18 protein-coding genes are annotated in these 26102 nt (G+C 61.4%); 6 read left to right on the forward strand and 12 right to left on the reverse strand.

All coding sequences use genetic code 11. The features are described 5' to 3' along the window. Positions 1-54: 54 nt before the first annotated feature. Genes GOX53_RS07470 through GOX53_RS07480 form a run of 3 tightly spaced genes read right to left on the reverse strand, consistent with a single transcriptional unit; the run spans position 55 to position 2617 of the window. Positions 55-573, reverse strand: a complete 519-nt coding sequence (locus GOX53_RS07470) for a flavin reductase family protein (protein WP_171174963.1) — start codon at positions 571-573, stop codon at positions 55-57. Continuing rightward, positions 573-1463 (reverse strand): aldo/keto reductase family oxidoreductase, encoded by an 891-nt coding sequence (locus GOX53_RS07475; RefSeq protein ID WP_171174964.1) that lies wholly within the window; start codon positions 1461-1463, stop codon positions 573-575. Before GOX53_RS07475 ends, GOX53_RS07470 begins: the two co-directional genes overlap by 1 nt. Continuing rightward, positions 1463-2617: an LLM class flavin-dependent oxidoreductase gene (locus GOX53_RS07480; protein WP_171174965.1), complete on the reverse strand. Its 1155-nt coding sequence runs from the start codon at positions 2615-2617 to the stop codon at positions 1463-1465. Before GOX53_RS07480 ends, GOX53_RS07475 begins: the two co-directional genes overlap by 1 nt. 63 nt (positions 2618-2680) lie before the next feature. Here GOX53_RS07480 and GOX53_RS07485 point away from each other — a divergent pair, with 63 nt between their 5' ends. Then, on the forward strand, positions 2681-3433 hold the full coding sequence (locus GOX53_RS07485) for a GntR family transcriptional regulator (protein WP_171174966.1): 753 nt from the start codon (positions 2681-2683) through the stop codon (positions 3431-3433). Between the two features lie 9 nt (positions 3434-3442). Beyond that, positions 3443-4549, forward strand: a complete 1107-nt coding sequence (locus tag GOX53_RS07490; RefSeq protein ID WP_171174967.1) for a Gfo/Idh/MocA family protein — start codon at positions 3443-3445, stop codon at positions 4547-4549. 23 nt (positions 4550-4572) lie between these two features. Here the strand turns inward: GOX53_RS07490 and GOX53_RS07495 are convergent, their stop codons facing one another. The 6 genes from GOX53_RS07495 to GOX53_RS07520 form a co-directional block, all read right to left on the reverse strand. After that, positions 4573-5808 carry a hypothetical protein gene (locus GOX53_RS07495; RefSeq protein ID WP_171174968.1) on the reverse strand — a complete coding sequence of 412 codons (1236 nt, stop codon included), beginning with the start codon at positions 5806-5808 and terminating at the stop codon, positions 4573-4575. A gap of 27 nt (positions 5809-5835) precedes the next feature. Next, positions 5836-6132, reverse strand: coding sequence for a PAAR domain-containing protein (locus GOX53_RS07500; RefSeq protein ID WP_171174969.1), 297 nt, complete (start codon positions 6130-6132; stop codon positions 5836-5838). A 189-nt stretch (positions 6133-6321) separates the two neighbouring features. Next, positions 6322-8466, reverse strand: a complete 2145-nt coding sequence (locus tag GOX53_RS30280; RefSeq protein WP_171174970.1) for a glycosyltransferase family 2 protein — start codon at positions 8464-8466, stop codon at positions 6322-6324. A gap of 175 nt (positions 8467-8641) precedes the next feature. Beyond that, positions 8642-10573: a caspase family protein gene (locus GOX53_RS07510; RefSeq protein WP_371810266.1), complete on the reverse strand. Its 1932-nt coding sequence runs from the start codon at positions 10571-10573 to the stop codon at positions 8642-8644. Positions 10574-10594: 21 nt separating this feature from the next. Then, positions 10595-14119, reverse strand: coding sequence for a filamentous hemagglutinin N-terminal domain-containing protein (locus GOX53_RS07515; RefSeq protein ID WP_171174971.1), 3525 nt, complete (start codon positions 14117-14119; stop codon positions 10595-10597). A gap of 73 nt (positions 14120-14192) precedes the next feature. Further along, complete coding sequence (locus GOX53_RS07520) at positions 14193-15920, reverse strand: ShlB/FhaC/HecB family hemolysin secretion/activation protein (protein ID WP_171174973.1); 1728 nt, start codon at positions 15918-15920, stop codon at positions 14193-14195. Between the two features lie 180 nt (positions 15921-16100). Between GOX53_RS07520 and GOX53_RS07525 the strand changes: the two genes are divergently transcribed. From GOX53_RS07525 to GOX53_RS07535, 3 genes are all read left to right on the forward strand, one after another. Then, on the forward strand, positions 16101-17486 hold the full coding sequence (locus tag GOX53_RS07525) for a hypothetical protein (RefSeq protein WP_171174975.1): 1386 nt from the start codon (positions 16101-16103) through the stop codon (positions 17484-17486). Between the two features lie 242 nt (positions 17487-17728). Beyond that, positions 17729-18886, forward strand: coding sequence for a GSCFA domain-containing protein (locus GOX53_RS07530; RefSeq protein WP_171174977.1), 1158 nt, complete (start codon positions 17729-17731; stop codon positions 18884-18886). 41 nt (positions 18887-18927) lie between these two features. Next, positions 18928-20430 carry a hypothetical protein gene (locus GOX53_RS07535; protein ID WP_171174979.1) on the forward strand — a complete coding sequence of 501 codons (1503 nt, stop codon included), beginning with the start codon at positions 18928-18930 and terminating at the stop codon, positions 20428-20430. A gap of 32 nt (positions 20431-20462) precedes the next feature. Here GOX53_RS07535 and GOX53_RS07540 read toward each other — a convergent pair whose 3' ends face one another. Then, positions 20463-21095, reverse strand: a complete 633-nt coding sequence (locus tag GOX53_RS07540; protein WP_171174981.1) for a class I SAM-dependent methyltransferase — start codon at positions 21093-21095, stop codon at positions 20463-20465. Between the two features lie 301 nt (positions 21096-21396). Between GOX53_RS07540 and GOX53_RS07545 the strand changes: the two genes are divergently transcribed. Further along, positions 21397-22164, forward strand: a complete 768-nt coding sequence (locus GOX53_RS07545) for an inositol monophosphatase family protein (protein ID WP_171174983.1) — start codon at positions 21397-21399, stop codon at positions 22162-22164. A 6-nt stretch (positions 22165-22170) separates the two neighbouring features. Here the strand turns inward: GOX53_RS07545 and GOX53_RS07550 are convergent, their stop codons facing one another. Together GOX53_RS07550 and GOX53_RS07555 are read right to left on the reverse strand one after the other, a co-directional pair. After that, a complete protein-coding gene (locus GOX53_RS07550; RefSeq protein WP_171174985.1) occupies positions 22171-22722 on the reverse strand; it encodes a hypothetical protein in 552 nt (183 codons plus the stop codon). 15 nt (positions 22723-22737) lie between these two features. Continuing rightward, entirely contained in the window at positions 22738-26094 is a 3357-nt protein-coding gene (locus tag GOX53_RS07555; protein ID WP_171174987.1) for a DUF6519 domain-containing protein, read from the reverse strand. Between the last annotated feature and the right edge of the window lie 8 nt (positions 26095-26102).

Consider the following 26102-nt stretch of genomic DNA (forward strand, 5'->3'; position numbering starts at 1 on the left):
GCGGCCCGGCATCATCTGATCCCAAGTGGTCCTCCTCCTCCCAAATTCGGCGCGTCAGCCCGGCGCAAACTTTCCGACCTGGCCCATGTAAAACGCCAGCGCATCTCCTCCGTCGCGCATCTGAGCGTGCGTGACCTGCCCCAGAACGATGGCGTGATCGCCGCCGTCATAAACCGCCTTTTGCGTACAATCGAACCGTGCCAGACAGTCCGGCAGGATGGGAACGCCCTGATCGTTTATACCAAGTTCTCTGTTCTTTAGCGCATAAGCGTCCTGCGCGACCTGCCAGCACAATTCGCGCTGATCCGCCGCCAGGACGTGGATTGCGTAGTGCTCCGCGTCCTCGAAAAACGGAAACCGGCGCGAGTTCCGATCCGGGGACCACAAGACGAGCGGCGGATCGAGCGACACCGACGCAAAGCTGTTTGCCGTGATCGCGACGGCCCCGGATTCGGTGCGTGTCGTCACGATGGTCACGCCGGTTGCGAACCTGCCGAATGCGTCACGCAGCAATCTGGTGTTCGAGGCATCCGGCACAAATGCCGTTTTCGCGTTGGCAAATTGCAGCGACATCACGGCACCTCCTGCCCGAGGGCGGCTTCGTAAAGGGTGAACCACGCCTCGCGATCCAGCCGGACTTTCAGGGCGTCTGAAATCCGGCGGATACGTTCAAGATTGTTGGTGCCAAGCACCGGCAGGATGCCGGCGGGATGTCTGAGCAGAAACGCGACGGCAACCGCGGCGCGATCCACACCCTGCTCGGCGGCAATCGCATCCAGACGTTCGGCAACCGCCCCGGACCCGGTCATCAGACTGCCGCCACCCAGCGGAGACCAAGCCATCAGGCGATGCCCAAGCCTTTGATGAAACGCGAGATCTCCGTTGGTGAAGGGGGAGATTTCGCCCAGCGATATCTCGATCTGATTGGTGGCAAGCGGCGTTTTCATCGCTGACTGCAGCAACTCCCAATCCCACGGACGGAAATTTGACACACCAACCGCCCTGACCTTTCCCGCGGCAACCAGATCATCCAGCACCTGGCCGGTTTCATGCTGGTCCAGCAGCGGATCGGGACGGTGAATCAGCAACAGATCGATGTGCTCAATGCCCATGTCACGCAGTGAGGTTTCGACCGACGCTTCGATATGCGCACGAGACGTGTCATAGTATTTGACCCTTTTGTCGGCGTACCGACCAATCGGAGCGACGATATCGCATTTCGTCACGATCTCCATCCGGGCGCGCAGGGACGGGTTCGCCTTTAGCGCGGCGCCAAGAATGGCCTCGGCAACGTAGCCGCCATAGATGTCGGCTTGATCGAATGTCGTGATGCCCTGATCCAGACAGGCCTGAATCTTGGCCTCGACACGCGCGGGCGACGTATCGGTATCGTCGCCAACACGCCACATGCCGTAGATCAGGCGGCTGAATTCCAGATCGGGTGTCAGGGAAATTCGATCCATCAGCGTCGCTCTCCCACGCCGAGCGGTGTCTTGGGTGTCTCTGCGGGCACGCGGCCATATTCATGCGGCAACGAGCAGGTCTTGAGATGCGGCAGCACGCGCGTGCCAAAATGCTCGGCCTCATCCAGATGCGGATAGCCCGACAGGATGAAGGCACGTATGCCCATGTTCCGATAGGTTTCAAGCTTGGACAGAACCTGATCGGCTGACCCGACCAACGCCGCACCACAGCCCGAGCGAGCGCGACCCACCCCGGTCCACAAATGCGGCTCGATGAAGCCGTGTTCGTCCGCGATGTCGCGGTTCTTGGACTGATGGCTGACGCCCAGTGATTTTGCGTCCAGCGCGCGCTCGCGGATCGCCCGGCCCCGCTCATCGTCCAGTTTAGAGACGATGTAGTCGGCGTATTCCCTGGCCTCTGCCTCAGTATCACGCACGATGACATGCACCCGCAGACCATAGTCCAGCGTGCGGCCGTGACGCCCGGCAGCGGCATGGGCGGCTTTCATGCGGCCCTCCAGTTCCTCGACCTTCTCGGGCCACATTAGATAAACGTCGCAGTGCTCGCCGCACAGTTCCAGCGCATCGGGCGAATAGCCTCCGAAATACAGCATCGGGCCGCCGGTCTGGTACGGCTTGGCCGGATCGGTTGTCAGTCCGCTGAAAGTGTAGACTTGGCCCTGATGATCGATCTCGCCTCGCGTCCAGGCCTGTTTCAGGATCTCGACCACCTCGCGGGATCGCTGGTACCGGTATCTGCTTGCGGCCTTTTCCCCGGGAAAGTCCGAGGAAATGATGTTCACCGTCAACCGGCCTTGCAACATGTGATCCAGCGTTGCGATGGTCCGGGCCAGCATGATCGGCTGCATCTCACCGCAGCGCACGGCAGCCAGCAGGTTTATCTTTGACGTGATCGGAGCACACCCGGCGACAAACGAAAGCGTGTCCTGCCCGACCTGATAGGAAGACGGGCACAGGATGTTCCGAAACCCTTGCGCCTCGGCGGTTTTGACGATTTCCGAGCAATGCGCCCATGACGACCGCAGATCGCCATCCGGCACCCCCAAAAACTGATAATCGTCCGAACACAGGGCCGAAAACCAGGATACCTCGGATGCATCCAGATCGGCTGATGTGACCGGTACGACCGTCATTTTTTGCTCCCTGCGATCAGCGCCCAATTTCTTCTTGCATATCAGGCGCCTTGATGTAGATCAATGGTGTATCAATTTTTCCTGCGACACGGCGTCACAACCTTGAAGAGCCCGGCCACAAACCCGCACACAGCGCTGCCGATCTATCTGCAGATCAGCGAGGTTCTGATAAGGGAAATCTCGGCCGGGCGTCTGGTCGATGGCGAGCGTCTGGCGCCGGAACGCAAGCTGGCCGAACAGTATGGAACAACCGTTCGCACGTTGCGAAAGGCGCTGGCCGAGCTGGAGAAAAAGGGGCTTCTGGAGCGTATTCAGGGCTCGGGGAATTATGTCCGCAACAGCGGCGATGTCCGCAGCATCTATTCTATGTTCAGGCTGGAACTGCACGGTGGAGGCGGGCTGCCAACTGCCACAATCCTTGATCTGACGGAATGCGAAAAAGACCCCAATTTGCCGGATTTCGGCACATCGCGCCGCGCGACCCGGATCCGGCGGCTGCGATACCTGAACGAGACACCGATTGCGGTCGAGGAAATCTGGCTGGACCGGGATAGCGGACCAGTCCTGTCTGCGGCAGTTTCAGATTCGCTCTACCACTACTACCAGCACAAACTCGGGCTTTGGATTCAACACGCCGAAGACTGGGTTTCCATTGGCCGGGTTCCGGACTGGGCGCCCGAGGGCTTTGGCCGACAACCCGGCGAGATGACGGGATTCATAGAACGGTTCAGTTGGGCCGCGTCCCCTGAGCCGGTCGAGTATTCACGCACATGGTACGACACCGACAAGGCACTGTACGTGCAACGTCTGAAATAAGGGAACTGCATGGCTGAGATCATTCACTACGGCCTCATCGGATGCGGCATGATGGGGCAGGAGCATATGCGCAATATCGCGTTGCTGCCCGATGCCAAGGTTTCGGCGATCTATGAACCCGACGCAAAGATGTCCGCGCTGGGGGCAGCCATTGATCCGAGCGCGAAACTGGTCGGCGGCATGACTGAACTGTTGGCCATCAACGAACTGAACTGTGTTGTGATCGCAAGCCCCAATTACCTACATGTCGAGCAACTGGAACAGTTGGCGGCGCAGCGGCCCTTGCCGGTGCTGGTAGAAAAGCCTTTGTTTACGACGCTGGAAGACACCGCCCGTTTAGAGACGATCATGGCGAACTATCCGGCACCGGTCTGGGTCGCGATGGAGTATCGCTACATGCCGCCGATTGCGGCGTTGCTGGAACAGGCAGACATCGTGACCGGCGGTATCAGGATGCTGACAATACGCGAACATCGCTTTCCGTTTCTCGAGAAGGTGGGCGACTGGAACAGGTTCAACCGGTACACCGGCGGCACCTTTGTCGAAAAGTGCTGCCATTTCTTCGACCTGATGCGGTTTGCGCTGCAATCCGAGCCCGTGCGGGTGATGGCATCAGGCGGTCAGGACGTAAACCATCTGGGCGAGGCCTACGCGGGCGAAGTGCCGGATATTATGGACAACGGTTATGCGATCGTCGAGTTCGCCAACGGCTCTCGCGCGATGCTTGAGTTGTGCATGTTTGCCGAGGGTTCGATGTACCAGGAGGAGATCAGCGCCGTTGGCCCGAACGGAAAGATCGAGGCGATGGTGCCCGGTCCGGTGCGGTTCTGGCCGGACCATCTGGGCGCGCCGCCAACCCCGAAACTGATCGTCAGCCCGCGTGGGGGCAGCGGGCCTGAAATTCACGATGTTCCCGTTGATCCGGATATTCTGGAAGCGGGGGACCACAACGGGTCCACTTTTTACCAGCACCAGCGGTTCCTTGAGGTGGTCCGCAAAACCCGGGCGCACCCGGAAGTCACCTATGACGATGGCCGCATGGCGGTGCTGATGGGCAAGGCCGCGCAGATCTCAATTGCCGAAGGGCGTGTCGTCGGAATGGATGAGTTGGTCTGACCTTCGATGCCGCCAATCCTGTCCTAGAACGATGGCAATGGCGGCAGCGGTGGTGGAGGTGGAAGCTGCATGTTCGACAGGCTGTCCTGAATCGCGCCGATATCAAAGTTGCAGGCGTCGCACGGGCCCAGTGGCGGCACTTTCAGTGCCTTTTGCAGCACGCCGCTGAGCGCCGCCAAAGCCTCAAGCAATGGCAATATCGGCACCGGCGGCACTTGCGCGGTCATTGAGGCGGCAAGATTCATGCCGGCCCCTTTAGCAGCCTGCGCCCCCAGCTTGATATCGTCGATCTTGGGCAAGGCGTCGATCTTGGCCTGAAGCGCCACGGCGGGCAGAGGGATCGGGATGCGCAGTTGCGCCATGAACCGCAGCATGGCGTTGACCCGCGCCACTCCGGCAGGGGTCAGAGCGTCCTCGCCAAAGGCAAGCTTGATGGTCTCAAGATCCTCAAGCTTGGCGGCCAGCGCCAGCAACTCGTCAACCGGCAGCGGCAAGGGCGGCAGGGGAACGGTCGAGAGTGCCGCAAGCTGGTTCATCAGCATACGCGCCAGATTGGGATCAGATGCGGGCGGCAGCCCCATTGCCTGCGGAGCGGTCGCCATGGGCGCCAGAGCCGCCATGTTCAGCGCCAGATTGACCTTGGGCAGCGGCAAAGCGAACGGCGCCATGGTGATCTTGGGCAACCGGGCCGCAAAGGCGAGCGCGGCGGTCATGCGGTTCTGCGGGCTGGCCACGCCCGCCTGAGCGGCGAAGCTGAAGTCCAGATTGGCCAGTGCCATCGGGTAAATCCCCTGCGCCCGCAGCGCCAGGGTCATCCGCGCCGCCAGCGCCATGTTCTGCAATTGTGGTCCGGGAATACCCCGCAGCGCTTGTGCCTGTGGCATCACCTGCGCCATCAGGCTGGTGACGGCCTGCTGAATCTCGGCCACCAGACGTCGCACATCCGTCAGCGGGAACATCGGCGCCACCACGGCCAGACGCATCATCATCGACATCATGCCGCCGCCGCCGCTGGGCAGGATTGCCGGCAGTTGGATATGGGGTGCCGTTGCCGCCAGTGTTGCCTTCATCCAGGCGTCGCCGGTCATGCCCGGCAACATCGCCGCCAGTTTGAGATCGGCACGGGCACTGCCAGCAGCCTCAAGCCCCAGAAGGCTCAGCAATTGCTGCATCTGCGGCGGCACGGCCATCACCGAAAGGCTGGCCGTGGGTGTGACCGTCGGCAGTTTGGCGGCAGAGGTTTTGCAGAAACAGGGCATGGCGTGTCGCTGCGGGCCCGGGCCCGCTCAGCCTCCGATCATGACAGTCGGCGCCCCGGCTGAGATCATCCCGCCATGTGCACATGTATCTGTGATGCGGGCGGCTGGTTTCTTGGACACCAATACGGTCGCCGACCCTTTGACAATCGTATCGGGGGGGCCAACGCAAATCGCCATATCGGTTATGGTTGCCTGCGGCATCTTGCAGGTGAGAACCGTCGGAACACACGGCCCCGAGATCGGTCCGCCAACATGCGGAACCGGTGGAACAACCGGAGATACCATCGGGCAGGCGTGCATATCTAAAAGCCGGGCGGCAAGCATCGTCTAAATCTCCTCAACGGCGCCGGTCATATTATGCTGACATAGATGGCGCCAAATGTCTAACAACGTGAAAAGACATATTTATTGGTCGGGAGGCTGGTTTACAAGGGCGGCATCGGTCGTGAAAACGTGCTCGTACCCCGCACCGCAGCCTCCACCGGGCCAAGTATCTCATTGATCAGACCTGAATCATTCCACCGGGTCGCCCAGAATTTGCGCGCGCAACTCACTGTATTCGGGCGTATCACACAACTCGCGGATTCTCTGGCGATGCCAGCGGGTTGCCGCGTCGAGCAACTGCGCAAGAGGCTGATCCTGTGCGATCCGGTACATCTCTTCCCGCGTCGGGCCAATCCAGCGGGCAATCGAGAGATCCTTTTCGCCGCCGAGGTTCATTTTCTGCCAGTATTCCAGCCCCATAATCTGGCGGTAGTGATTGACCCGCCCCCGATCCTTCTTGACCAGATAGCTGTCAACCGAACGGGTCGCATAGTGGTTGATCTGCGCGACCTCATACGCGAATTTCCGTTTCGGTCGCGTGCGCGTGCTTGCCGCGACCTTGCCACCGTCCGGTGTAACCCAGCGCACCGTTGCAAGCGCCTCATCCGGATGCACCGGCCCATGGGTGCCAAAGCGCTCGATTTCGGGCCGGAACCGGAACAAGGACTTGGCAAAGCGCTGGGACTGGCCGCCCTGATCGATCGGCAATTCGGCGTCGGTGTAGTCTTCGATGACGAGGTTGTCCGAAAAGGTGACATTGCCATCATTCGAAAACAGGCGCCAGACGACAGGGATGACATCCGCCTCGGGCACCGCGTGCAACAGATCGTTGAGGCACCCCTCGCCTGTCTTGATGTTCAGAAACTCATCCGCGTCCGAGACCAAAATCCAGTCGGCCTTGGCCACCGCGGGATGATCATAGGCGTATTTAAGCGCGCTTTTCTGAGGGCCACGGCGCAGGACCGTGTTCCGCACATGAGTCACGAGACCCAGTTCGTCCAGCCGGTCCAGGATCAGGTCGGTGCCGTCTGAGCAGTCGTTTGTATAGACCAGAAAATGATCAAAGCCGATGGCCCGGTGATATGCGATCCATTCCAGAATATAGGGGCCCTCGTTTTTCATCGACGTGATGATTAGGGCCTTTTCGGCATGGTTTTTGCCCCCACCCTCAACCTCCGCCGGTTTGGGCTGGGCAGAGGTTTTTTCCGGAGTGCCATAGACGCGGGACATGGTCCGGGTCAGTCGCGTATCGGTCTCCAGCAGGTTGGTGTCGAAATCCTCGCGGTTGTAGTCCCAATTGTTGGTGATCCGCCGAAAATGCCAGAACCCGAAATCCGGGTCGGTAGGGTCGCGGCGCGAGATGATGCGGTGTGTCAACCACGGCCTGCCCTTCAGCGGACCGGTCGGCGCCACGCAGTATTTCCGGCTGACCTTGGGCTTGCCGTCGCTGCGGATGAACTGATGATCCGCGTGCCGCACAAGCGCGCCGTCAGCGGGCACTTCGGCAAACGCCCAACGCCCGTCGATGCGGACATAGCCCTGTTCCGACGCAGCCGTTGCATCAAAGATCGACGTGCCCGAGTGGGAATAGACCAACTCGTCGATATCCACGTTCAAAACCGCGCGCGCCTCGGCAAGCAGCCGACGGCGGCCAAGTTCGACCATCGTCATGTGAAGGAACTTGGAGTTGAAGTTCGTGTTCCCGGCCCCGCCGGGGCCAAACGGGAACCATGCCCGCACAACCGCCGTTGCCTCGACGCCGTCCACCGATTGTAGCGTGTCTTTCAGCGCCTCCATCGGATAAGCGGTGGAGTGATTGTCATAGATGACAAAGGCGTTGGCCCCATGCTCGTTGACGTAGTAACGGGCCCAGTCCGCAATCCACTCCAGCTGGTTGTCCTTTGAGATCGCATAGACCGCGTTCTTGCCCGCAAATACGTCCGTATGCAGCGGGTTTATGGCCAGCTCCCCCTTGAACAGCTCGTGCGACAGGCTCAGGGTCTGCGGGTTATCCGATGGCGCCGAGAACGTGATGAAGTTGCCGCGCGACAGATCTCCGATCTGCTTGACGGCGGCAGGGGTTCCATCGATCCGGAATTCCGCGCGCTCGATCAACTGCCGGAAATTCAGCAGCGTGGGGCAAATCAGGATCACCTCGCCTGCGCCCGGATCGAAGTAGCAATCATAGATCAGAGTGTGGAAATCATAGCGGTTATCGTAGTTCGGGTCCCTCTCTTCGGGCAGACCGATCCGGTCGCGGTAATGAGAGGGATGGTGTCCGTCAAACACGAAAGATGACAGCGTAAGATCGAGGTTCTGTTTGCTTTTTGTCACGGGCGCTCAGTTCTGGTGGGGCAGGCGTCTTTGTCGTTGCGAGACGCTATGTCATTTCACCCAGTCTTGCAAAACGTTATTGGCCGCGTGTTTTGGGGGATGTCCGTCGGGTGACACTAGCGTCCAGTCAGGGTCGGAATCTTCGGCAGAGCGCCCGGGCTTGCCGCCCTACCAACTACTCGGCGAGCAGTTCGGCGATGAAGCCTCCGGTGCGCCATTGTTCGAGTGCGGCGGTTAAGTTCGGACCGGGCAGGCCGTCGATGGTGCTGGTGTAGTAACCCGCCTGGCTCAGCAATGTCTGCACCTCGCGCAGCGTGTCGCGGGACCATTGGTTTGACGCGCGGGTCAACTGGTCAAGCACGGCGCCATTATCCTCGGCGGCCCCGCGCAGCAGTGCCTTTGCGGCAGCGGTGGGGTCACGGGGAACACCCCGCCCCTCGTCCAGCAGGATCGCGGCGGCCAGATATCCCTGATGTTCGCCCTCACGCGCGGCCTTCTGAAAATAGCCCAGCGCCTGCGACGGCAATCCGGCAATACCATCTTGCGCCAGCACGCCCAGATTGAAGGTGGCCTTGGCCGAACCGCCCTCGGCGGCCTGTTGCAGCAGCGCGATGGCGCGGTCGTCATCCTTGGGAAGCACCCGGCCTTCGAACAGGGTCACGGCCAAATTGATCATCGCATCAAAACTGCCGCCCTCGGCGGCTTGTTCGTAAAGCTCCATCGCGCGGCCCACGTCCTGCGGTACGCCCGTACCGCCCTCGTACAGCTGCGCCAGCGAGACCATCGCCCGCAGATCGCCCCGTTCGGCGGCCTGACGATAAAGCCTCACAGCCCGTTCGATATCCCCTCCCGCAATTGTAGCGCGGGCCAGAAGGGCTACGTAATGCGGCAGTTCAGGTGATTGAACGGTGGCCGCACTGCAGGCCTGAATGGCAGTCAAGGCATTCTGCTGCAGGCGCGCAAAGGGCACCCCGGGGATCGAGGCGGTGCGGTCGCGGGGATGCGTGGCCAGCCGCTCACAGATACCGCCCGGCGTGCTGTCCTCGGGCCGCGGGATCGACTGGATCAAGCGTTCGGCCTGAGTTGCGTGGGCGCCTTCGGGATATTGCTCAAGGTAGAACTCCAGCAATGGCCGCATTCGGCTGCGCTGTGCCAGTTTCCACAGCCGCTCGGCCTGCTCATCCTCATCGCCGACTGCCAGCGTGCGGGTTTGCGTGCCCTCCTGACCGGTGCTGTCGAGAAACGCCACAACCTCTTCCGCATGCGAGCCCTGCGGGTAGCGGTCGATATAAAGCTGCATCAGCGACGGGTCCTGCGCATTGGCGGCGACCTGCCACAGCAGCGTTTCTTCGGAAGCGGTCACTGGGCTGTTGTCGAACCGGAACTGGCGGGTGAGCGAGGAGTTGTCCCACGGGATCTGCCGCCCGCCAGTCGAGGCCAGCACATCCTTGCGGACCGAAATCATCAGATCGGAAATATCCTGCCCCGGCGTGTAGATATGGCTGAGCAACGCCTCGGTGAAGAAGCTGTTCCGCCCGGTGCCGTCATAGGCCACGTTGTCGGGCTGCGTTGCATAGGCAAACAGGAAATCCGCAGCACTTCCGATCCGAGCGAGGCCGTCACCGCCGACATTCACACCGGTGCCTTCGAACGGGTTGTCGCGACAGGCGTCCAGAAACACCAGCTTTAGCCCATCGGAACGCTCCATCCGGCTGACGATTTCGTCCATCGCAACGGTTTCGGCGGGAATATCCCCGGCTGCCGTGATTTCGGCATCGACCGGCACCAGGTAGTTGCGCCCGCTCACCTGAAATCCGTGCCCTGCGTAGAAGAACAGGGACACGTCCGCATTCCCGGCAGTGGCGCCAAAGGATTCGGCCAGCGTCAGCATCTCATCCCGGCTCATGTCGGTGCCGAGGAAGACCTGGAAACCCAACCCCTCCAGAGCGATGGTCAGATCCGAAGCGTCGTTGATGGGGTTGTCCAGCGGGCTCACGCTCTCATAGCTCGAATTGCCGATCACCAAGGCAACACGGCGATCGGCCAGCGCCGCGCATGCGCTGGTGAGCAGCAGGAACAGGGCCGCGAACAAACGGATCAAGGGCACGGGCGTGAAATCTCCGGCAGGTTACAGACCGATAGCGCGTGACAGGCCAATTTCGGCGCTGCCAACGGCGGCCACAACCGTTTCTACCTGCTGTCTCTGCACGCTGACAAGCTCGGGATCGGTGGCTCGTATCAAAGTGATCGCCTTGCGGATCTCGGATTGCGCGGTCTGGATCGAGGTGCGGGCCTGGGTCACTGCCGCCTGACGGATCGCCGCACGTTCCTCGGCGGTGGTGGCAAGCGCCAGACGGCGGTTCGCCTCTTCACCTGCGGCGCGCACTTGGGCGCTGGCGTCACGGATGATGTCGCCGATCTCTTCCAGCCCCGGCGGCAGATCGCTGGCAATGGCGTCGAGATCACCGGCATAGGTGTCCATCGCGTCCGCCAGACAGGCAAGATACTTGCTGACATCCTGCCCTTCGGAGCCGCAGCTTGCCACTTCTTGTTCAAAGTCCTCGGACAGGTTCTCGACCGTTCCCAACGTGTTTTTGGCATCGTCCACCGGATTGACCGCCGTGCCGCCACCGGTGTCGTCATCGATGGTGGTGTCGATGGTCGGCGTGATGTTCACAACGGGGATTGGCGGAATCGTGGGGGGTGTTACCGGGACTACAGGCGCGGGCAGGATGTCCGCTGTGCCTTCCAGCGCGACGACGCGGTAGCTCTGCCCTCCGGAACTGGTCAGGTTGCTGGTGTCCACCGTGAAGGTCGTGGTGCCCGGGGACTGGCTGGCAAAGGTCAGCGAACCAAAGATGGGCGAGGTATCGAGGCTGTCCGGATCCGGGCCAAAACGATAAAGCGACGGTCCACCCGCCACTGTACCCGTTGTGGTGGCCGATCCGAGTTGACCCTCAACCGCAACCGTGCTGTCGGGGATGGCGAAGACCACCGGCGAGGTGGTGTAGTTGGCGGCATAAAACCCGCTCGACCCCGGTGCCCAGACGGTGCTGAAATCCCAACCGGCGGCCAGTGCGCGGTCATAAAAGCCTTGCGTGTCCTGCATCTGCGCGGTGGTCAGGCCAGTGCCACCGGCACTGGTGCTCTGTCCGCTGGTCTGCGTGTCCCAGAACGACGCCGTGACAGTCGTGCCGTTGAACCCGACCAAACCGCCAAGTGTCGACGAACCCGATCCGGTATAGGACACCGACCCTGTCGAAAACGTGTTGGTGATAACGCCGCTGGACACAAAGTCCGGATCGGTATCATTGATCCCGACCAGGCCACCAAGAATGACCGTGCCATCATTGGCGGTCACGCTGGAAGTCGAATAGGAATCCGTGATCTCGGCGAAATTGACCCCGACAAGACCACCGCCCACCAGAAAGCCCGAGCCGGTCTCATCGGTCAGAGTTACCGAACCCGTGCTGTGAGACCTTTCGATGACGCCCGTATTTTCGGCGACAAGCCCGCCAGCAGTAAGATCATCAAAGGAAACGTCCACCGGCAGAATGACCTCAACCGACGCGGTTGAGAAACTGTCGATGATAGAGCCAGAGCTTCCGTTCGCACCAACCAGCCCGCCGGCAAATGCGCCGCCGGAATTGTCCTCGGCCACGATACTGCCGGATACGGCAACACCGGCGATCTTGCCATCGTTGAAGGCGGCCAGTATGCCTCCCCCGCCGACCCTGACATCCGCGTTGGTCAGCTGCATCTCGAAGACTTCCCCGTCGGCATCAATGAAGCGGAACATGCCGCCCGTGTTTGCGCCCTGATCGATGAACAAACCGTTGATCACGTGGCGCAGGCCATCCAGCGTTCCGGCAAAGAAATCGATCGGTTCGAAGCCACCGGACCAACTGCTGGTGATCGAAGCGTCGATGTTATTGGCCAGCTCGAAGCTGGCTCCGAACAGAGCGGGCGAATTCAAACCCTGTACCCCGTAGATATCCGTCAACTGATACGGGTTGCCGGCGCTCCCGTCGCCACCAAGTGCGCGGAGGAAATTCGCATCCGGATCTATATCGAAATCCGAGGCGAAGAAGCTGGGCAATGTGCCTGAGACCTGATCCCAAAACCCTGCCGACAGCGAGAACAGGCCAACATTGATGCTGCCCCCCGCCCCGGTGGTGATCCGGCCCACACCGTCCACCGCACCAAAAGCTGCCAAAATCAGACCGCCGTTGGGCGCATTGATCGCGTTATTAATGGTAATCGCATTGTCGGCACTAAGGGTCAGATTGAATGCAGAATTCCAGTCGATATCGGCGTTGACGGTGATGTTACCGTCGTCAGGGCCGGACGCCGAGGTATCCACTATGACATTACTTGTCGCCAGATTGGCCACGAGCGTAGCCGCGGCGGCGGCGTCAATCGTAACGTTCGTCGGGTCCAGCAACAGCGTTCCCGTCTCGCCTTTGGGTGCGCGTAAGTCGGCCAGCCCGCGATAGAGCAGGTCGATCTTGCCCGACACTTCGGCGAATCCACCGTCGCCGCCCTGATCCCCGCCCCGGGCAGAAATGTCGCCATGGAATTCGGTGTAGACATCCGACCAGACAATGATCCGCCCGCCATCGCCGGTGCTGCCGCCATCGGCGATCAGGGTCGATCCCGCATCGACAAAGGTCTGCAGCGCCCGCTGCAGGTTGCCGGTGCCCTGATAGTCGCCGCCAACCCGGATGCTGCCGCCATCGCCCGCGCCGGCGCCGCTGACATCCAGCGTGGCACCTTCCAGCGTGATCCGGGTCCCGGTGATCGTGATGTCACCGCCAGGGCGCGCCGCCGGTCGGGGCGACTGCGTGACTGCCGGGGCCGAGGCATTGATCCGGCCACTGACATGTACCGCACCTCCGCTGCCGCCAAGCACCACTGCGCCAGACCGGCCCCCGACCGAGCGCGCTTCGATTACGCCGGACATGTTCACCACCTGACGCGCCGCGTCCCGGGCGGCAGCGGCCTTTAGATGGACCAGCCCGCCATTGGCTTCGATCCGGCCTGAATTCTCGACCAGCGCCTCCATTGTTGAGTCGTCGCTGTCCGACGGCACCGCCACCTGCAGAAACCCGTCGCCCGACACATCGAGCGTCACCTTCTCGCCCGCGCCAAGCCCCACCTTGCCCAGCGGCACCCGGATCAGGCCCGAGTTGCTGACCCGCCCGCCGATAAGCGCGGCATAGCCGCCACGCGCAATCGAGATCGTCCCCGCATTCTCGACCGCGGCCGAGCTTCCGTCGCCGCGATACCGGTAGCGGCCGGCCAGAAAATCGTCGTCGCTGATCCCCAGTGTCGAGGCCACGAACCCGCCGGTGCTGACCACACCGTTGGCGCCAATGAAGATGCCGTTGGGATTGACCAGATGCACCTGCCCGTTGGCATTGAGCTGGCCATGGATTTCCGACGTCGTGTTCCCGGTCACCCGGTTCAGGATGACTGACCGTGCGCCCGGCTGGTTGATATCGACCCGCGCGCCTTTGCCGATCGAAAACCCGTTCCAGTTCACGATCGCCGTATCCGACCCTTGATTGATCTGCAATTGGGTATTGTTGGGCTGGGTGATCGTCACATTGCCCGCTGCCACATTTCCACCCGTCGGCAGCGCCTGTGTCATCGCAGTGGTCGCCCACAAACACGCGGCAACCGATCCCGTCAAACGCAACAGAGTGTACTTAGCGGAAGAGTGTTCAGAACCTCCGGCTCGCGACAATGCTGAACCGATTCCCGTCGTCTCCACGGTCATCTCGTTCTCCCCTCCCATATTCAAGACGGATCGACCCGGATTTATAGGCCGAATCCTCAATCGTAATTAAATCAACGCCCAGGCCATAAGAATAAGCTTTGGTCTTATCCTGTTCGAGTATCGTAGGCTGTTCTAACCCTAACACACCATAAGCACCAAACAAAAATGGCTTTATCACAATGGGAAACCCGGCGATCGAGGCCTGGCTGGTCCTGCCGATTTCGCTGCGCACCACCCAGCCGTCGTCGCCGCGCAGCGAGCCTGCGTCAAACGCGGACAGCTCGCCGCCACTGGCGATAGAGAATTGCTCGGACGTCACCAGAGGATCGCCGAAATTCTCCTGCAAGCGCCCGCGCAGGGTCAGTGACCAGTTCGGATCCAAGGGCCGCTCATAGGCCCCGCCGATCACCAGTTTGGTAAAAACAGCATCCGCGCCCTGTCGCGACAGGGGTGTGGCGGCCCCGGTCGGCGTGCGACGTGCGCCAAAGGCGTCCAGACCGCGCGACAGGATGGCACTGGCCTGCAGGAACGATCCGTCCTCGAACCCCCAGCTGCCATCGACGGTGGCACGCAAAACGCTCAGCTCGTCGTCGTAGATCGGCAGGGTCGTCGTGCCGATGTCCAGATTCTGCTCATCGCTGGACCGGTCAAGGATCAGCTGCGATGACAGGTTGAACTTCCGGGTGCGTACCCAGGGGTAATAAAGGCGCAGCGATAGCCGGTCGAAAGAGCTGCTGGTCGTGACCAGTCCGGGATCGGGTGAGGCTCGGCTCGATGTGACCTCGGCATTGAAGGTCATCCCGTCATACCCGATGGGAACCACGGCACCCCCCGCCAGAATGCGGTACTGCGACGAATCCGAGAAGAACCGCGTCGGCGAGCCGCCCGCGCGGGCATAGAATGTCTCGCCCAGCCCCAGTGCCCCGTTCAACTCGACCCCGAAGCTCAGGTTCACCGAGCCCAGATCGTCGGACAGAGTATTGTCAAAGCCGTAAGAGCCGGTGATCCGCTTGTATTCCCCCTCGAGCAGCAGCGCCGTGCCGCCCTTCTCGTCACCCGCCGTCAGCGTGGACGACAGCTGCACCCCAAACGTATCTCCCGCCAGAAGCAGTGCGCGTTCGATCTCCTGCAGCCGGACGCCTCGGCGGCCAACCAGGCCCTGAGTGATCGTCGCGACCCGCTCGCGCACAGGCTCGGGCACTTTGGTGGTATCAACCCGCTCGACAAACCCGTCGATCACCACGATCCGCAGCGTGCCGCCATCGCGCACCGTCTGCTGCGGCAACACCACGCGAACCAGCACATAACCGGCATTTGCATAGGCGTTTTCAAGTTGGGCAGTCGCCGCAAAGATCTCGGAAACTGCAACGCGCTGACCGGTCAGCCGCTCCCGAAAAGCAGCGTTTGCCTCCTCGAGCTGCGGCAACGCGCCTTCAAGCCGCACGTCACCGACCGTGACGAAAAACCGCTCGGCCCCCTCCGGCACCGGCGCACCGGGATCTCGAGCCACGGTGACCGGACCGGTAGCCCGGCGGCTTTGCGGCTGAAAGGTGGATGGGGCCAGGTTCGACGCGGTTTGCGCCTGAACCTCCGGCGCAGTGGGCCACGCCAGCAGCGCCGAGCCGAGCAAGAGCATGAAATTCTTAAATGAAAACGAATGGATCTGTGCCATGGGCCGCCCTGCAATGAGACAGAATAGAACCAGCCAACTGCAAAACACCCTTTCGGCGCAAGGGGGTACGGGGGCAAAACGCACAAGTGTTGGTTTTGTCCCACATTTTTATTTGCTCTGGGCCGGAACAACGCCAAGATGGACAATATCGAAACAGCAGTGGCGGGGGAGTCACAACAGATGTTGAACGCGGCTCAGAAGGCATTCGTGGACAAGTTCGATCTGGCCTCTGTTGCGCCCGACACCCCTGCGCCCGACGACAAGAGCGGGTTCGAGGAGTTGCTGGAAGAAAGCGAAAAGCTGGTGGCGCGCGCCCGGTCCAAGTCGCCTCTGGTGGCCAAGCTGCTGTCAAAGACAATCTCGGTGGTCTCTGCCGCAGTTGCCGAGTCGAAAAAGCAGGCCGCCAGCGGAGACAAGGCATCGGCCGCAAAAACCCTGCAACAACAGGCGGGCGCCGCCCGCGCGTTGGACCGCGATATCGACACGGCGGTGCTTTACGCCACCGAACAGCGCAAATTCGCGACCCGCCTGTCCCAGACCCGCCACCACCGCCGCACAGGCGGCGCCATTGCGATCGAGGAGTACCTGCAACGGATGGAGGCGGACGAAAAACGCCGCCAGACCGCCGAGACACGTGGCGATATACGCCAGGCGCTGGCCGCCTGCGAAGCACAGGATCACCGGCACACGGCGATGATGATGGAGGCCGCCCGGGGCGTCGAATTCACCCGACTTCAGACCGAGATAGAGACTGAAATCGGCCGCCTGGAATCCCAAGCGCCCGGCGGTGGCAAGGCGGCACCGGTGATTGCCGAGGTCCGTGAGATGATGAACGATGCCGGCAATTTCACCAAAAGCGACAACTGGGTCGGCGCCACGCTGATGCTGCGCAAGGCGCGGACCGAGTTGAAGGTGGGCACCAAGGGGTTGGAACTGGTGGACAAGCTGGTGCCGGAGGAGGCGCCGAAGGATTTCAACAAAGCCTATGCGCAGGTGACTGCGACGATCACCGGCCTGCGGAAACTGCCCGCCGCGCGCGGCTTCAAACGGGAACTGGCGGAGTGCGTGGAACAGACCCGCGCCGCTCGGGCCGCCCTGCCCGATGAAGCGGCTGCCATGCAGCAGTTGAACTCTGCCCGTCGGACTTGCGCGGAACTCAGCACCAAGCTGCTGGAAGGCGGCAAATACACCAGCACGGTGCGACAGGTGATGGATCAGCGCAAAAAGCTGCTGCGCGCCCAGCAGGACAAATGCGCCCAACCCGAGGCGGTGCGCGCTGGGCGCATGCTGAAAGAGGCAAACAAGAAAGCGCAGGGAAAGGATTTCGCCGCTGCGATGGACCTGCTGGACAAGGCGACAGGTGAACTGCGCGCAGGACACAAGATCTCACAACTCTATTCCCGGTTTGTCGCCCCGGCTCGCATTGCGATTGCAAAACAGCTGAGGTCAAATTCGGGCGACGATCCAAAGGCGCGGCTGGCCGAACTGGACACCGCTTTTCGCAACCGCGACCTGAAGGCCAGCGAAACGCTCGCGCGTACAGCGTTGGAGGCCGCCGAAGCGTGATTCTCGTCGAGTTGCAGGCGGGCGCCCTCACCCCTTGAACAAAGACCAAAACGTCACGCTATTCTCATCACTACGCCACACAAAAACCCGAAAATCCTGTTTTTGGTGGCTTGTTGAAAACAATCGCCCGGATGGCTAGGGTGCGCGACGATCTGAAACGGCGCGTCCGGGCCCGATTCGGGCTTGGCATCACACGCGGAATGCGTGCCCAAAAGTTGCAAGATTAAAGGTGAACGCAGGCAATGAGCAATCGCAAAGCTTCGGCTCTCAAATTTCAGGTGACCACTAAGGATTCGGCAGAGTTCAGAACCTGGTTCCGCGGAGAGTACACCAACGGAAACCCGCAACTGGGGCACCTTCTGAGCGAAGATGCGATGGACAAATATGTGCTGCATGGTTGGAAGCCTGAGGCACCCATCATCACGCCGGAAACACAGATCACCGCCTTTGGCAGCTGCTTTGCCGCCAACATCTCGAACTACCTGTCTCAGAGAAACTACAATGTTCTCAACAAGGACAAGAATGCCAAACGCGCCTATGTCGTGGGCTGCGGCGAGGGGATGGTCAATTCCTTTGTGATCCGGCAGCAGTTCGAATGGGCCTGGGAAAACAAGGTATTCGATCAACCCCTGTGGCACGGGTACAAGGCCGAGGAATACGGCTATGACTCCGAGGTGCAGGCGACCACCAAAGAGATCTTCGACAATACGGATGTGTTCATCCTGACCTTTGGTCTGTCGGAAATCTGGTATGATGAACCGACCGGCAACGTCTTCTGGCGCACCATTCCCAAGGAAAGCTATGATCCGAAACGGCACAAATTCCGGGTCAGCACCGTCGAGGAAAACAAGGAAAACCTGCGGGCGATCTACGATCTGATCCGCAAGCACCGCCCCGACGCCAAGATCATCTACACCCTTTCTCCGATCCCGTTGCTGGCCACGTTCCGCAACAACTCGTGCATCACCTCGAACTCGGTTTCCAAAGGGGTTCTGCGCGTTGCAATCGACGAGGTCATTCGGGAAAAGCAGGAGGAAGGATACCTGCACTACTGGCCCTCGTACGAAATCATCACCGATGTGTTCCGCCAACCGTACAAGCCGGATCGCCGCCACCCGTATGAAGAGGTGCTGGATTACATCATGATGCTGTTTGAAAAAACCTGGTGCATTCCGCCTGAAGACGAGGATGTGGAGCGACCAGACATCAAAGTGGGATTTGCCAAGGCACTGGTATCTGCACGACTGGTTCCGGGCGTAATTGCACGAGTGATCGCGAAGGACAACGATCATGCCGTTAACCGGCTTCTCGGACGCGAGCAGATCATGGAAGATCCGAAATCCGAACGCTCGGTCCGCCGGTTCCTGCAGAGCTTTCTGAAAAATCAGGACGTTGCCTGAGCCTCAGGTGCGATTGCGTCAAGTCAAAAAGGTCAATCCTGGTGTCAGACGAAAACCCCAAAGCGAAAGCCCAGCCTCTCCCGCTGGGCTTGCGGGAATGTGATAAGCGACGCATTTCGGCCGACGGCCTGTTTGCGTTCCAGTTCACGCTGGGCCCGCAGGCATATCCCGGACGATTTGGACTGATCCCGAGGCCCTTCGGTGACAAAGTCCTGTCCTGCTCTCGCAAGCTGGCTGCAGCGGAACTGAGAGATACCGATGGCACCATCATCGGCTATTGCCTGGGCGTGGCCATCGACGCGCAAGGCGAACGGGTGCGCGACCGCGAGGTCGCGGGCATCACCGCCTCGGCACCGGATTTCTGGGCTCGGATGGAAGAGTTCGTGATCGGTTTGGCAGGCCGATACCTTCTGCTGCTGCAAAACGGCGAGGAGCAGCGGGTCTATGGTGACGCGTCCAGCAGCTATTCTTGCGTGTTCGACCCGAAAACGGGCCAGGTTGGCGCGACACTGCTGATGTGCCTGACGCGGGACATCGTCGAAAACGGCGAAGTGGACTACAAGCTCGCGCTGACCGGAGAGCACCGGCTGCCCTTTGGGCATACCCGGGACCGTTTTGCCAAAAGCCTGACCGCCAACCATTACCTGAGCATTTCAGACATGAAGCAACACCGGTTCTGGCCCCGCGAAGGAGAGCTGGCGGATATACCGATGTCCGATGCCCCGGCCGAAATCGCCGCTATTCAGACTCGCCTGACGCAGATCATCCGGGGCATTGCAATCTCGGACCGCGCTGCGCTTCCGCTGAGCGGAGGCAACGACTCGCGCAACCTGCTGGCCTGCGCCAAACCGGCCCTGAAGGACATAGCCCGCTACTTCACCCAGACCCACAACCGCAACAGCCGGGTCGATTTCCGATCAGCGCAAGGGTTGGCGAAAGCGTTCCGGGTCAAACTGGAGCATCACCAGGCAGGGGAGGATTTCAGCGAGCAAGCCGTCTCGGACCGAACCCGTGACTATAGCCTCACCACGGGCTTTGCGGTGCCCCCGCCACAGACGCATAACAAGAACCTTTGGGGCGATCTGGGCTCGGACGAAATCGTCATGCTTGGCAACGTCATGGAAATTCTGCGGGCGGCGCATTGGCGGACCGGTGATCGCACACACAGAAAGCTGAACCGCAAATTTGGTTTGAAAAGAAGCCTGTTTGTCGGCGGCGGCAGGTTCACCGTCGACTTCATCAGAAAGTGGCTGCCGCTGTTCAATGTCTGGTGTGATCAACTGCCGACGGACGCGCAGGAGAAATACATCGACATGGCGTTTCTGGAGCACAACCTGCCCAATCTGGGCGTGTCGCTGTTCGGCCAACTGGAAAACTTCTATCTGTCGCCCTTCAACGACCGGGAGTTGTGCGCGCGGTCCGCCCGCCTGCCCCTGGATTACAGGTATTCCAACCAGGCCAACTCGGACCTGCTGCAGCATGCCGCGCCGGAACTGACGAAAATTCCATTTGCGTGGGAGATTCATGCCGGAAACGCTGCCTGACGTTACGCCTGAAGGATCAGCGTTCCCTTTATTCACTCAAGAATACGGATGGCCGCCTGCATCTGCGAAAACGCGATGTATTCGTAACGCTCGCGCGGTAGCTCCTCGGTCAGGGCCTTATACTCGCCGTCTTCCCAGAAGGGGTATCCGATCAGCTCGTCAAACAGCACGATCGTGCCTTTCTTGAAGCGCGACTTGGCGAGGCCTAGAATTGTCTTTGCCGGCGAGTACGTGTCCGTATCCACGTGCAGATAGGCAATGTCGCCCTGTTCCTTTTCAAAAAAGGGCGGCAGCGTGTCGTCAACCCAACCTTTGGTCAGCGTCACGTTGCTCTCAACTTCCGGCAGGTTACCTTTCAGATCAAACGCGCCTGCGCCAAGATCGACACCAACCCATCCCTCGGACAGACCCTCGAAACTGTCAAATCCGTGGAGCGTTCTGTTCGGAAACAACCTGGCCATAGCGTTGATCGACCGACCCTTGAACACCCCACATTCCATCATGATCCCTTCCGTCGGAATCTGCGTCGCCAGCCAAGGCCACAACCGCTGCTTACGCGGAAAGATAAGCGATGTGGCGCCCTGCGCCTCGATGAACTCGGCCGAACGAGCGGCAGCCCGGTGATGCAAGTGATCAATTGGGTTCTTCGACAGACCGGTATCCATGCAATGCCTCCAGCGAGTTACTTTTCGGCGCAGAAACGCTGAAGGTGAACCGCTCCACACATTTCAACCTGCCTGACCGGGCATCAACGTCATTTACGGATGCAGCTTTGTCAATAAGCCCTAAAAAATTCAAACAAGACCCGCCAAATGAGCGCCGGGTTTGGGGCCAGACGGCAAGGTGCCACGCTTACAACCGTGGATTTTTCTTGTACCTCCGTTCAGGTTTGTGTTCTTCATCAACGTGGTCCAGACGTTGGATTTTCAAACCGAGGTTGACTGCAAACCCATGACAGATCCTTTGATGAGCCGCCTCGAGTTTGCCAAGGACCTGGCGCAAGAGGCTGCCGCGCTGGCCGTAAAGCTGCGCGATGAACGGGATGCGGATTTCATCTCTGAAAAAGGCCGGCAGGATTTCGTCACCCTCGCCGACCGCGCCGTGGAACGACTGATCCGCACCCGTATTGCCGAAACCTATCCCGAAGACGCCATGCTGGGGGAAGAAGATGGAGTGACCGGCGAGGGTGAGGGGCTTTGGGTTGTGGATCCTATCGACGGCACCGCAAATTACATGCGTGGTCTGCCGGATTGGGGCGTGTGCATCGCCTATTGCCACGGTGACGAAATCCTCTGCGGCGTGGTCTGTGCGCCGGACCTGAACATGCACGTATGGGCCGCCCAAGGCGGTGGGGCGTGGATGAATGGCGCGCCCATCGGCGTCTCGGATTGTCACCAGCCGGACAGGGCGCTTTTGCTTTTGGGCTGGTCCAACCGCCGTCCCCTCAGCGATCATCTGGCGATCATTGGCAGAGTTCTCGAAGGCGGATTGGAATATCGCCGCAACGGGTCCGCGGCGATCAGCCTGCTGGCCGTGGCGACAGGCCGGGCCGAAGGCTATTTCGAGCAGCACCTGAACGCCTGGGATGCCTTCGCCGCAATGGTCATAATCGCCGAGGCCGGGGGCATCGTGCGCGCCGCGCCGACGGCTGAGTTCGTCACCTCGGGCAGCAGCATTCTGGCATCCGCCCCGGGTCTGATCCAAGCCTTTGAGGCAATCATCGCCGAGACCTAACCCGCATCAGCGGCGGCGAGGTTGCGGCACCATCTTGTTCAGCGTCGCCAGAGCCTCGGTCGCTGCATCTATGTTTTTCAACATCCGCTCGCGCGCCTCCGTTTCGGTTTGTTCATCGCGCTCGAACCGCTCAAGCGTTTTGGCGATATGATCGCGGGTCTCTGGCAGGGCCCGGCGCGCTTCTGCGGCAAAATTCCTGTCGCTGATCCTCTCCTGCGTTTGCTTGCGATCCACTGCAGCGGTCTGGAACGCGTCCTCAACCCGGCTGGCGGCCACTTGTAGCCGCAACTCGGCCTCAACGCCCAATGCATCGCCCCCCAGATCAGCGCGGATGACCACGCCTGTCGGGCGCAACCCGGCCACGGCCGGGACCACGATGCTGGCCCCGGTTCGGAACCCGTCGGCGCTGCGCAAGCGGGGGTTGGCGGCCAGAAGCGCCGCCTCGGCCCGGCGCAGCAGGTCCCGCGACCCTGCCCCGGTACCGATCTCGAAAACCTTGCGGGCCAGCGTGCTCAGCGTCCGTTCGCGGCCCAGTTTGACGATCCGTGTGGTCGACATCGCAGCCTCCTTTCCTCAGTTCATCAGGTTGAGCGCGTTGAACGGCGCCGGTATCGGCCCGTTGTTCAGCGCGATGCCCGACGTTGTGACGTTGCCCAGCACCGCCGCCGCGCCGTTTGCACCGGCAAACAACCGCATCGAGTTGGCGTCGGTGCTGTGGCTGACCGAGTTCGAGGACACGTTCAGACGCTGCCCGGCGACCAGCACTACCTCGCTCAGCCCTCCGCCGCTTTGCAGGTCGACCTGATTGTCCGAAAACCCGATGGATCGTGCGCCGTTGCTGAACACCCAGACAATCGAACCCACGGTTTGCTGCGCCGCGCGGGCTTGATTGCCGCGTACGGAAATCACCGATGGCACCGAAGGCGCAACGATGCGGAACCGGTTTTCCGACGCCGCCCAAAGCTCATCACCGACGCGGAAATGGATATGCGCCGCAGGTGCGCGTCCCGGCAAAGCCGCAAGGTAGCCGAGCGTTAGCCGCCCGATGACACCGATATCGGGTTGCACGGTCTGCCCCACTCTGATCGCCCGCCAGTCGGTCAGATCATCGCCGCGCGACAGCTCGCCAAAGACCCGGTTCGACCCGATTGTGAGCCCGATAAAGGGCGGCATGGCCAGAATACCCGCACAGGTCGTCTCGGGCTGACCCCGGCCGATTTCCGCGACCACGTTGGATGAGATGTCCAGGCTGCCGCTGCCCTGTGCGGCGATCCCGGCATATGTCTGGCCCGAGCCGCCCTCGTTGCCCACATCGCGCACCGAGTTGCCGATGACCTGCCCGGTCTCGACCCCGATCACCAGTACGCCCACCGCGAAATCCCGGCCCGTGGACTGGCCTATACGGTTGATCGAATTGTTGTCGATGGCCAGATGCCGGATCGAGGCATCCGGCTCGACCGTGATGCCAGCCTCGCCGCAATCGCGGATGATGTTGCGCTTGATGAACACCGTGTCGTGCTGACCCGCGATGCGAATGCCCGCGCCGCCGAGATCGAAAATCGTGTTCCCGACGATCTGCGCGTCCGTCAATGTGTTGGGCAGGATATTGGGCGCCAACGCGATACCGTTGCCAACACCGTCACCGCCGGAAATCTCGCAATCCTGCACCCGCATGGTGCCTGCCGACAGGATCAGTGCCGTGCGGTCGGCGATCAGGGTCGAACCGTCGATGGCAAGCGAGGCGGCCGGAATCTCGGCCCAGTTGATCTGTACCCCGCTGCGAAGCGAGAGCACCATGTTCCGTGCCAGCCGCGCCGCCGCGATATTGAGCGCCGAGCGGTCGAACCGCACCGCGATCCGCCCGCCGAACAGGATGCTGTCGAGCACCCGCAACTCGGCAAAGGCCACGAATTGCAGGTCGCCATCCTCATCCAGCCCGTATGACGAACGCGAGCCCAGCGCATGCGGCGCAATCGAGACGCATTCCTCGATCTTGGTGGCCATCTGCATTCCATCCAGCGCGATGCCGAAATCGAAACTGTCCTCGGGGTTCGGCGAGGCCACCAGCACAGCAATCCGACGTAGCGCCAGCAGCGAGGTATCGACCGCTGCCACCCCGTGGACCGGCAGCAGGTTGCCCGCTGGATCGGGCGCAGGGGCGGCCAGCACAGTAAAGCGCTCCAACCGGATATCGACCGAGCCCTGGACCTGTATGGCCCCACCCGGCCCCTGATAGGTCAGGATGGTGCCCAGCCCCTGCCCCACCAGCCGGATCGCCACGCGGGCGTTGATCTGCACGGGTTCGGTCAGGGTGTAGATACCCGCATCCAGACAGACGGATCCGCCCAGCGGTTCGACCTGATCTATCGCGTCCTGAATGGTCAGGGCGCCGGAATTGTGTTCATCGGCGGTGACGCAGACGGTGCAGGCACAGCCCTCGCCCGCCTCGAATTCCGGCGGCCAGAAGGTCCGGCAATCCAGCACCTGGCCCGCCACACCCGCCGCAGCGGGTGTGACCACGGCCAGCCGCGTGTAGTGGCGCTGCACACCATCGGGCGGTGCATCGGTGATGATCTCGATCTGGGTGCCCGCCGTGCGCGCGGCAAAGCGCCAGTGATCCATCTCGCGCCAGGTCCCGGGCCCGGCGGCGGTGTCGAAACTGACGGTGATACCGCTTTCCAGCAGAATGGCGCGGTTATCGGGGGGCACCGGGATCAGCCCGTCCGAGCCCGGATCGTCCAGATCCTCCCACTCGGTGCCGTCATCCAGCCGGATCACCCCGCGCTGGTCCCAGCGGACCAGCCGTGTGTGGCGGTTCGCCAACGTGTCGTCATCGACGCCGGTGGGCACCAGATCGGCCTCGACCGCGCTTTCGAACTCGACCTCTCGGGTTTCCGCATCCACATCCGCCACCCGCAGCATCTGGCCCGAGCGGTGGTTCAGTTCGCGGTGATCGTCGGTCAGTTCCACCCAGTCGCCGGGGGCAAAGCTCAGCACCTCGTCGCGTCCGATCCGCGCCACGGTGACGGATTCCCCATCCGCCGCGATCTCGGTCACGGCAGCGCGGACCGAAGCGTTTTCACGGCTGAACTTGAACCGCCAGTCGCCCTGTGTGGGTGTATCGTCGGGATCGAAATCGGCGGCGAGTCCATGGATTTCCACGCGATAGAACTGATTCTCGACACCGGAATAGCCTTCGGTCGGCGGCACCAGACAGGGATCTTCGGGGTCGTCCACATCAACGGTGCCATTGGTCAGCCGCGCGGTGGAGGGCGCGATTTCCTCGACCCAACCCGGCAACTCCTCGTCGGGCGTCGCACAGGTCGCGTCATCATCCAGGTTCGGCAGCACCCGCACCTGCCACACGGTCTGCCAGCGGGTGGTGGTGTCGAGCCCCCCCAGCGCAGGATCGAGCAGCCCCGGCATCTCGGTCGGCGTCACCTCGCGCTGCCAGGCCACCAGATAGACCAGATACGGCCCGTCCGCGGGCAGCGGATCGGATACGGGCCAATAGGGTTGCGAGAAATAGCCGGTAAAATCGCCGGCCGGAGGCGAAATCATCTCGTCCAGCACCCCCTCTGGCCCATCCGTACCCGGCCGCGCCCGGTCGAATACCGGTGCCGGGCGGGTTGGATCGGTTCCGTCGAAATCGGCAAACCCGAAGGATTCGCAATTCATCCCGTCGAGATAGAGCCTGCCGCGCCCGAACTCGAACCCGGTAGGGGTGAGCTGTATCTCAAAAGCCAGCTCGGTCTCGCGCGGCACCACCGCGCGTCCGATCGTATCCACGGTTCCGGCACGGATGCGGCGGTCGAACATCTCGACCAATTCATTCCAGTCACTGTCCAAAACCGCCCGGCCTTGCTGAAGAAACACCCCTGCGAAGCTTCTCAGGGTGTCGAAGCTGTCTCTGCTATAGTCACCGCTCATTGGGTCGC

The sequence above is a fragment of the Ruegeria sp. HKCCD8929 genome (genome assembly GCF_013031405.1).
Classification (GTDB): Bacteria; Pseudomonadota; Alphaproteobacteria; order Rhodobacterales; family Rhodobacteraceae; genus Ruegeria.

Excerpts from the sequence above, each read along its gene's own strand:
- GOX53_RS07470 (WP_171174963.1), bottom strand. The coding sequence starts at position 573 with ATGTCGCTGCAATTTGCCAACGCGAAAACGGCATTTGTGCCGGATGCC.
- GOX53_RS07475 (WP_171174964.1), bottom strand. The coding sequence starts at position 1,463 with ATGGATCGAATTTCCCTGACACCCGATCTGGAATTCAGCCGCCTGATC.
- GOX53_RS07480 (WP_171174965.1), bottom strand. The coding sequence starts at position 2,617 with ATGACGGTCGTACCGGTCACATCAGCCGATCTGGATGCATCCGAGGTA.
- GOX53_RS07485 (WP_171174966.1), top strand. The coding sequence starts at position 2,681 with ATGGTGTATCAATTTTTCCTGCGACACGGCGTCACAACCTTGAAGAGC.
- GOX53_RS07490 (WP_171174967.1), top strand. The coding sequence starts at position 3,443 with ATGGCTGAGATCATTCACTACGGCCTCATCGGATGCGGCATGATGGGG.
- GOX53_RS07495 (WP_171174968.1), bottom strand. The coding sequence starts at position 5,808 with ATGCCCTGTTTCTGCAAAACCTCTGCCGCCAAACTGCCGACGGTCACA.
- GOX53_RS07500 (WP_171174969.1), bottom strand. The coding sequence starts at position 6,132 with ATGCTTGCCGCCCGGCTTTTAGATATGCACGCCTGCCCGATGGTATCT.
- GOX53_RS07515 (WP_171174971.1), bottom strand. The coding sequence starts at position 14,119 with ATGACACAGGCGCTGCCGACGGGTGGAAATGTGGCAGCGGGCAATGTG.
- GOX53_RS07520 (WP_171174973.1), bottom strand. The coding sequence starts at position 15,920 with ATGGCACAGATCCATTCGTTTTCATTTAAGAATTTCATGCTCTTGCTC.
- GOX53_RS07525 (WP_171174975.1), top strand. The coding sequence starts at position 16,101 with ATGTTGAACGCGGCTCAGAAGGCATTCGTGGACAAGTTCGATCTGGCC.
- GOX53_RS07530 (WP_171174977.1), top strand. The coding sequence starts at position 17,729 with ATGAGCAATCGCAAAGCTTCGGCTCTCAAATTTCAGGTGACCACTAAG.
- GOX53_RS07540 (WP_171174981.1), bottom strand. The coding sequence starts at position 21,095 with ATGGATACCGGTCTGTCGAAGAACCCAATTGATCACTTGCATCACCGG.
- GOX53_RS07545 (WP_171174983.1), top strand. The coding sequence starts at position 21,397 with ATGAGCCGCCTCGAGTTTGCCAAGGACCTGGCGCAAGAGGCTGCCGCG.
- GOX53_RS07550 (WP_171174985.1), bottom strand. The coding sequence starts at position 22,722 with ATGTCGACCACACGGATCGTCAAACTGGGCCGCGAACGGACGCTGAGC.
- GOX53_RS07555 (WP_171174987.1), bottom strand. The coding sequence starts at position 26,094 with ATGAGCGGTGACTATAGCAGAGACAGCTTCGACACCCTGAGAAGCTTC.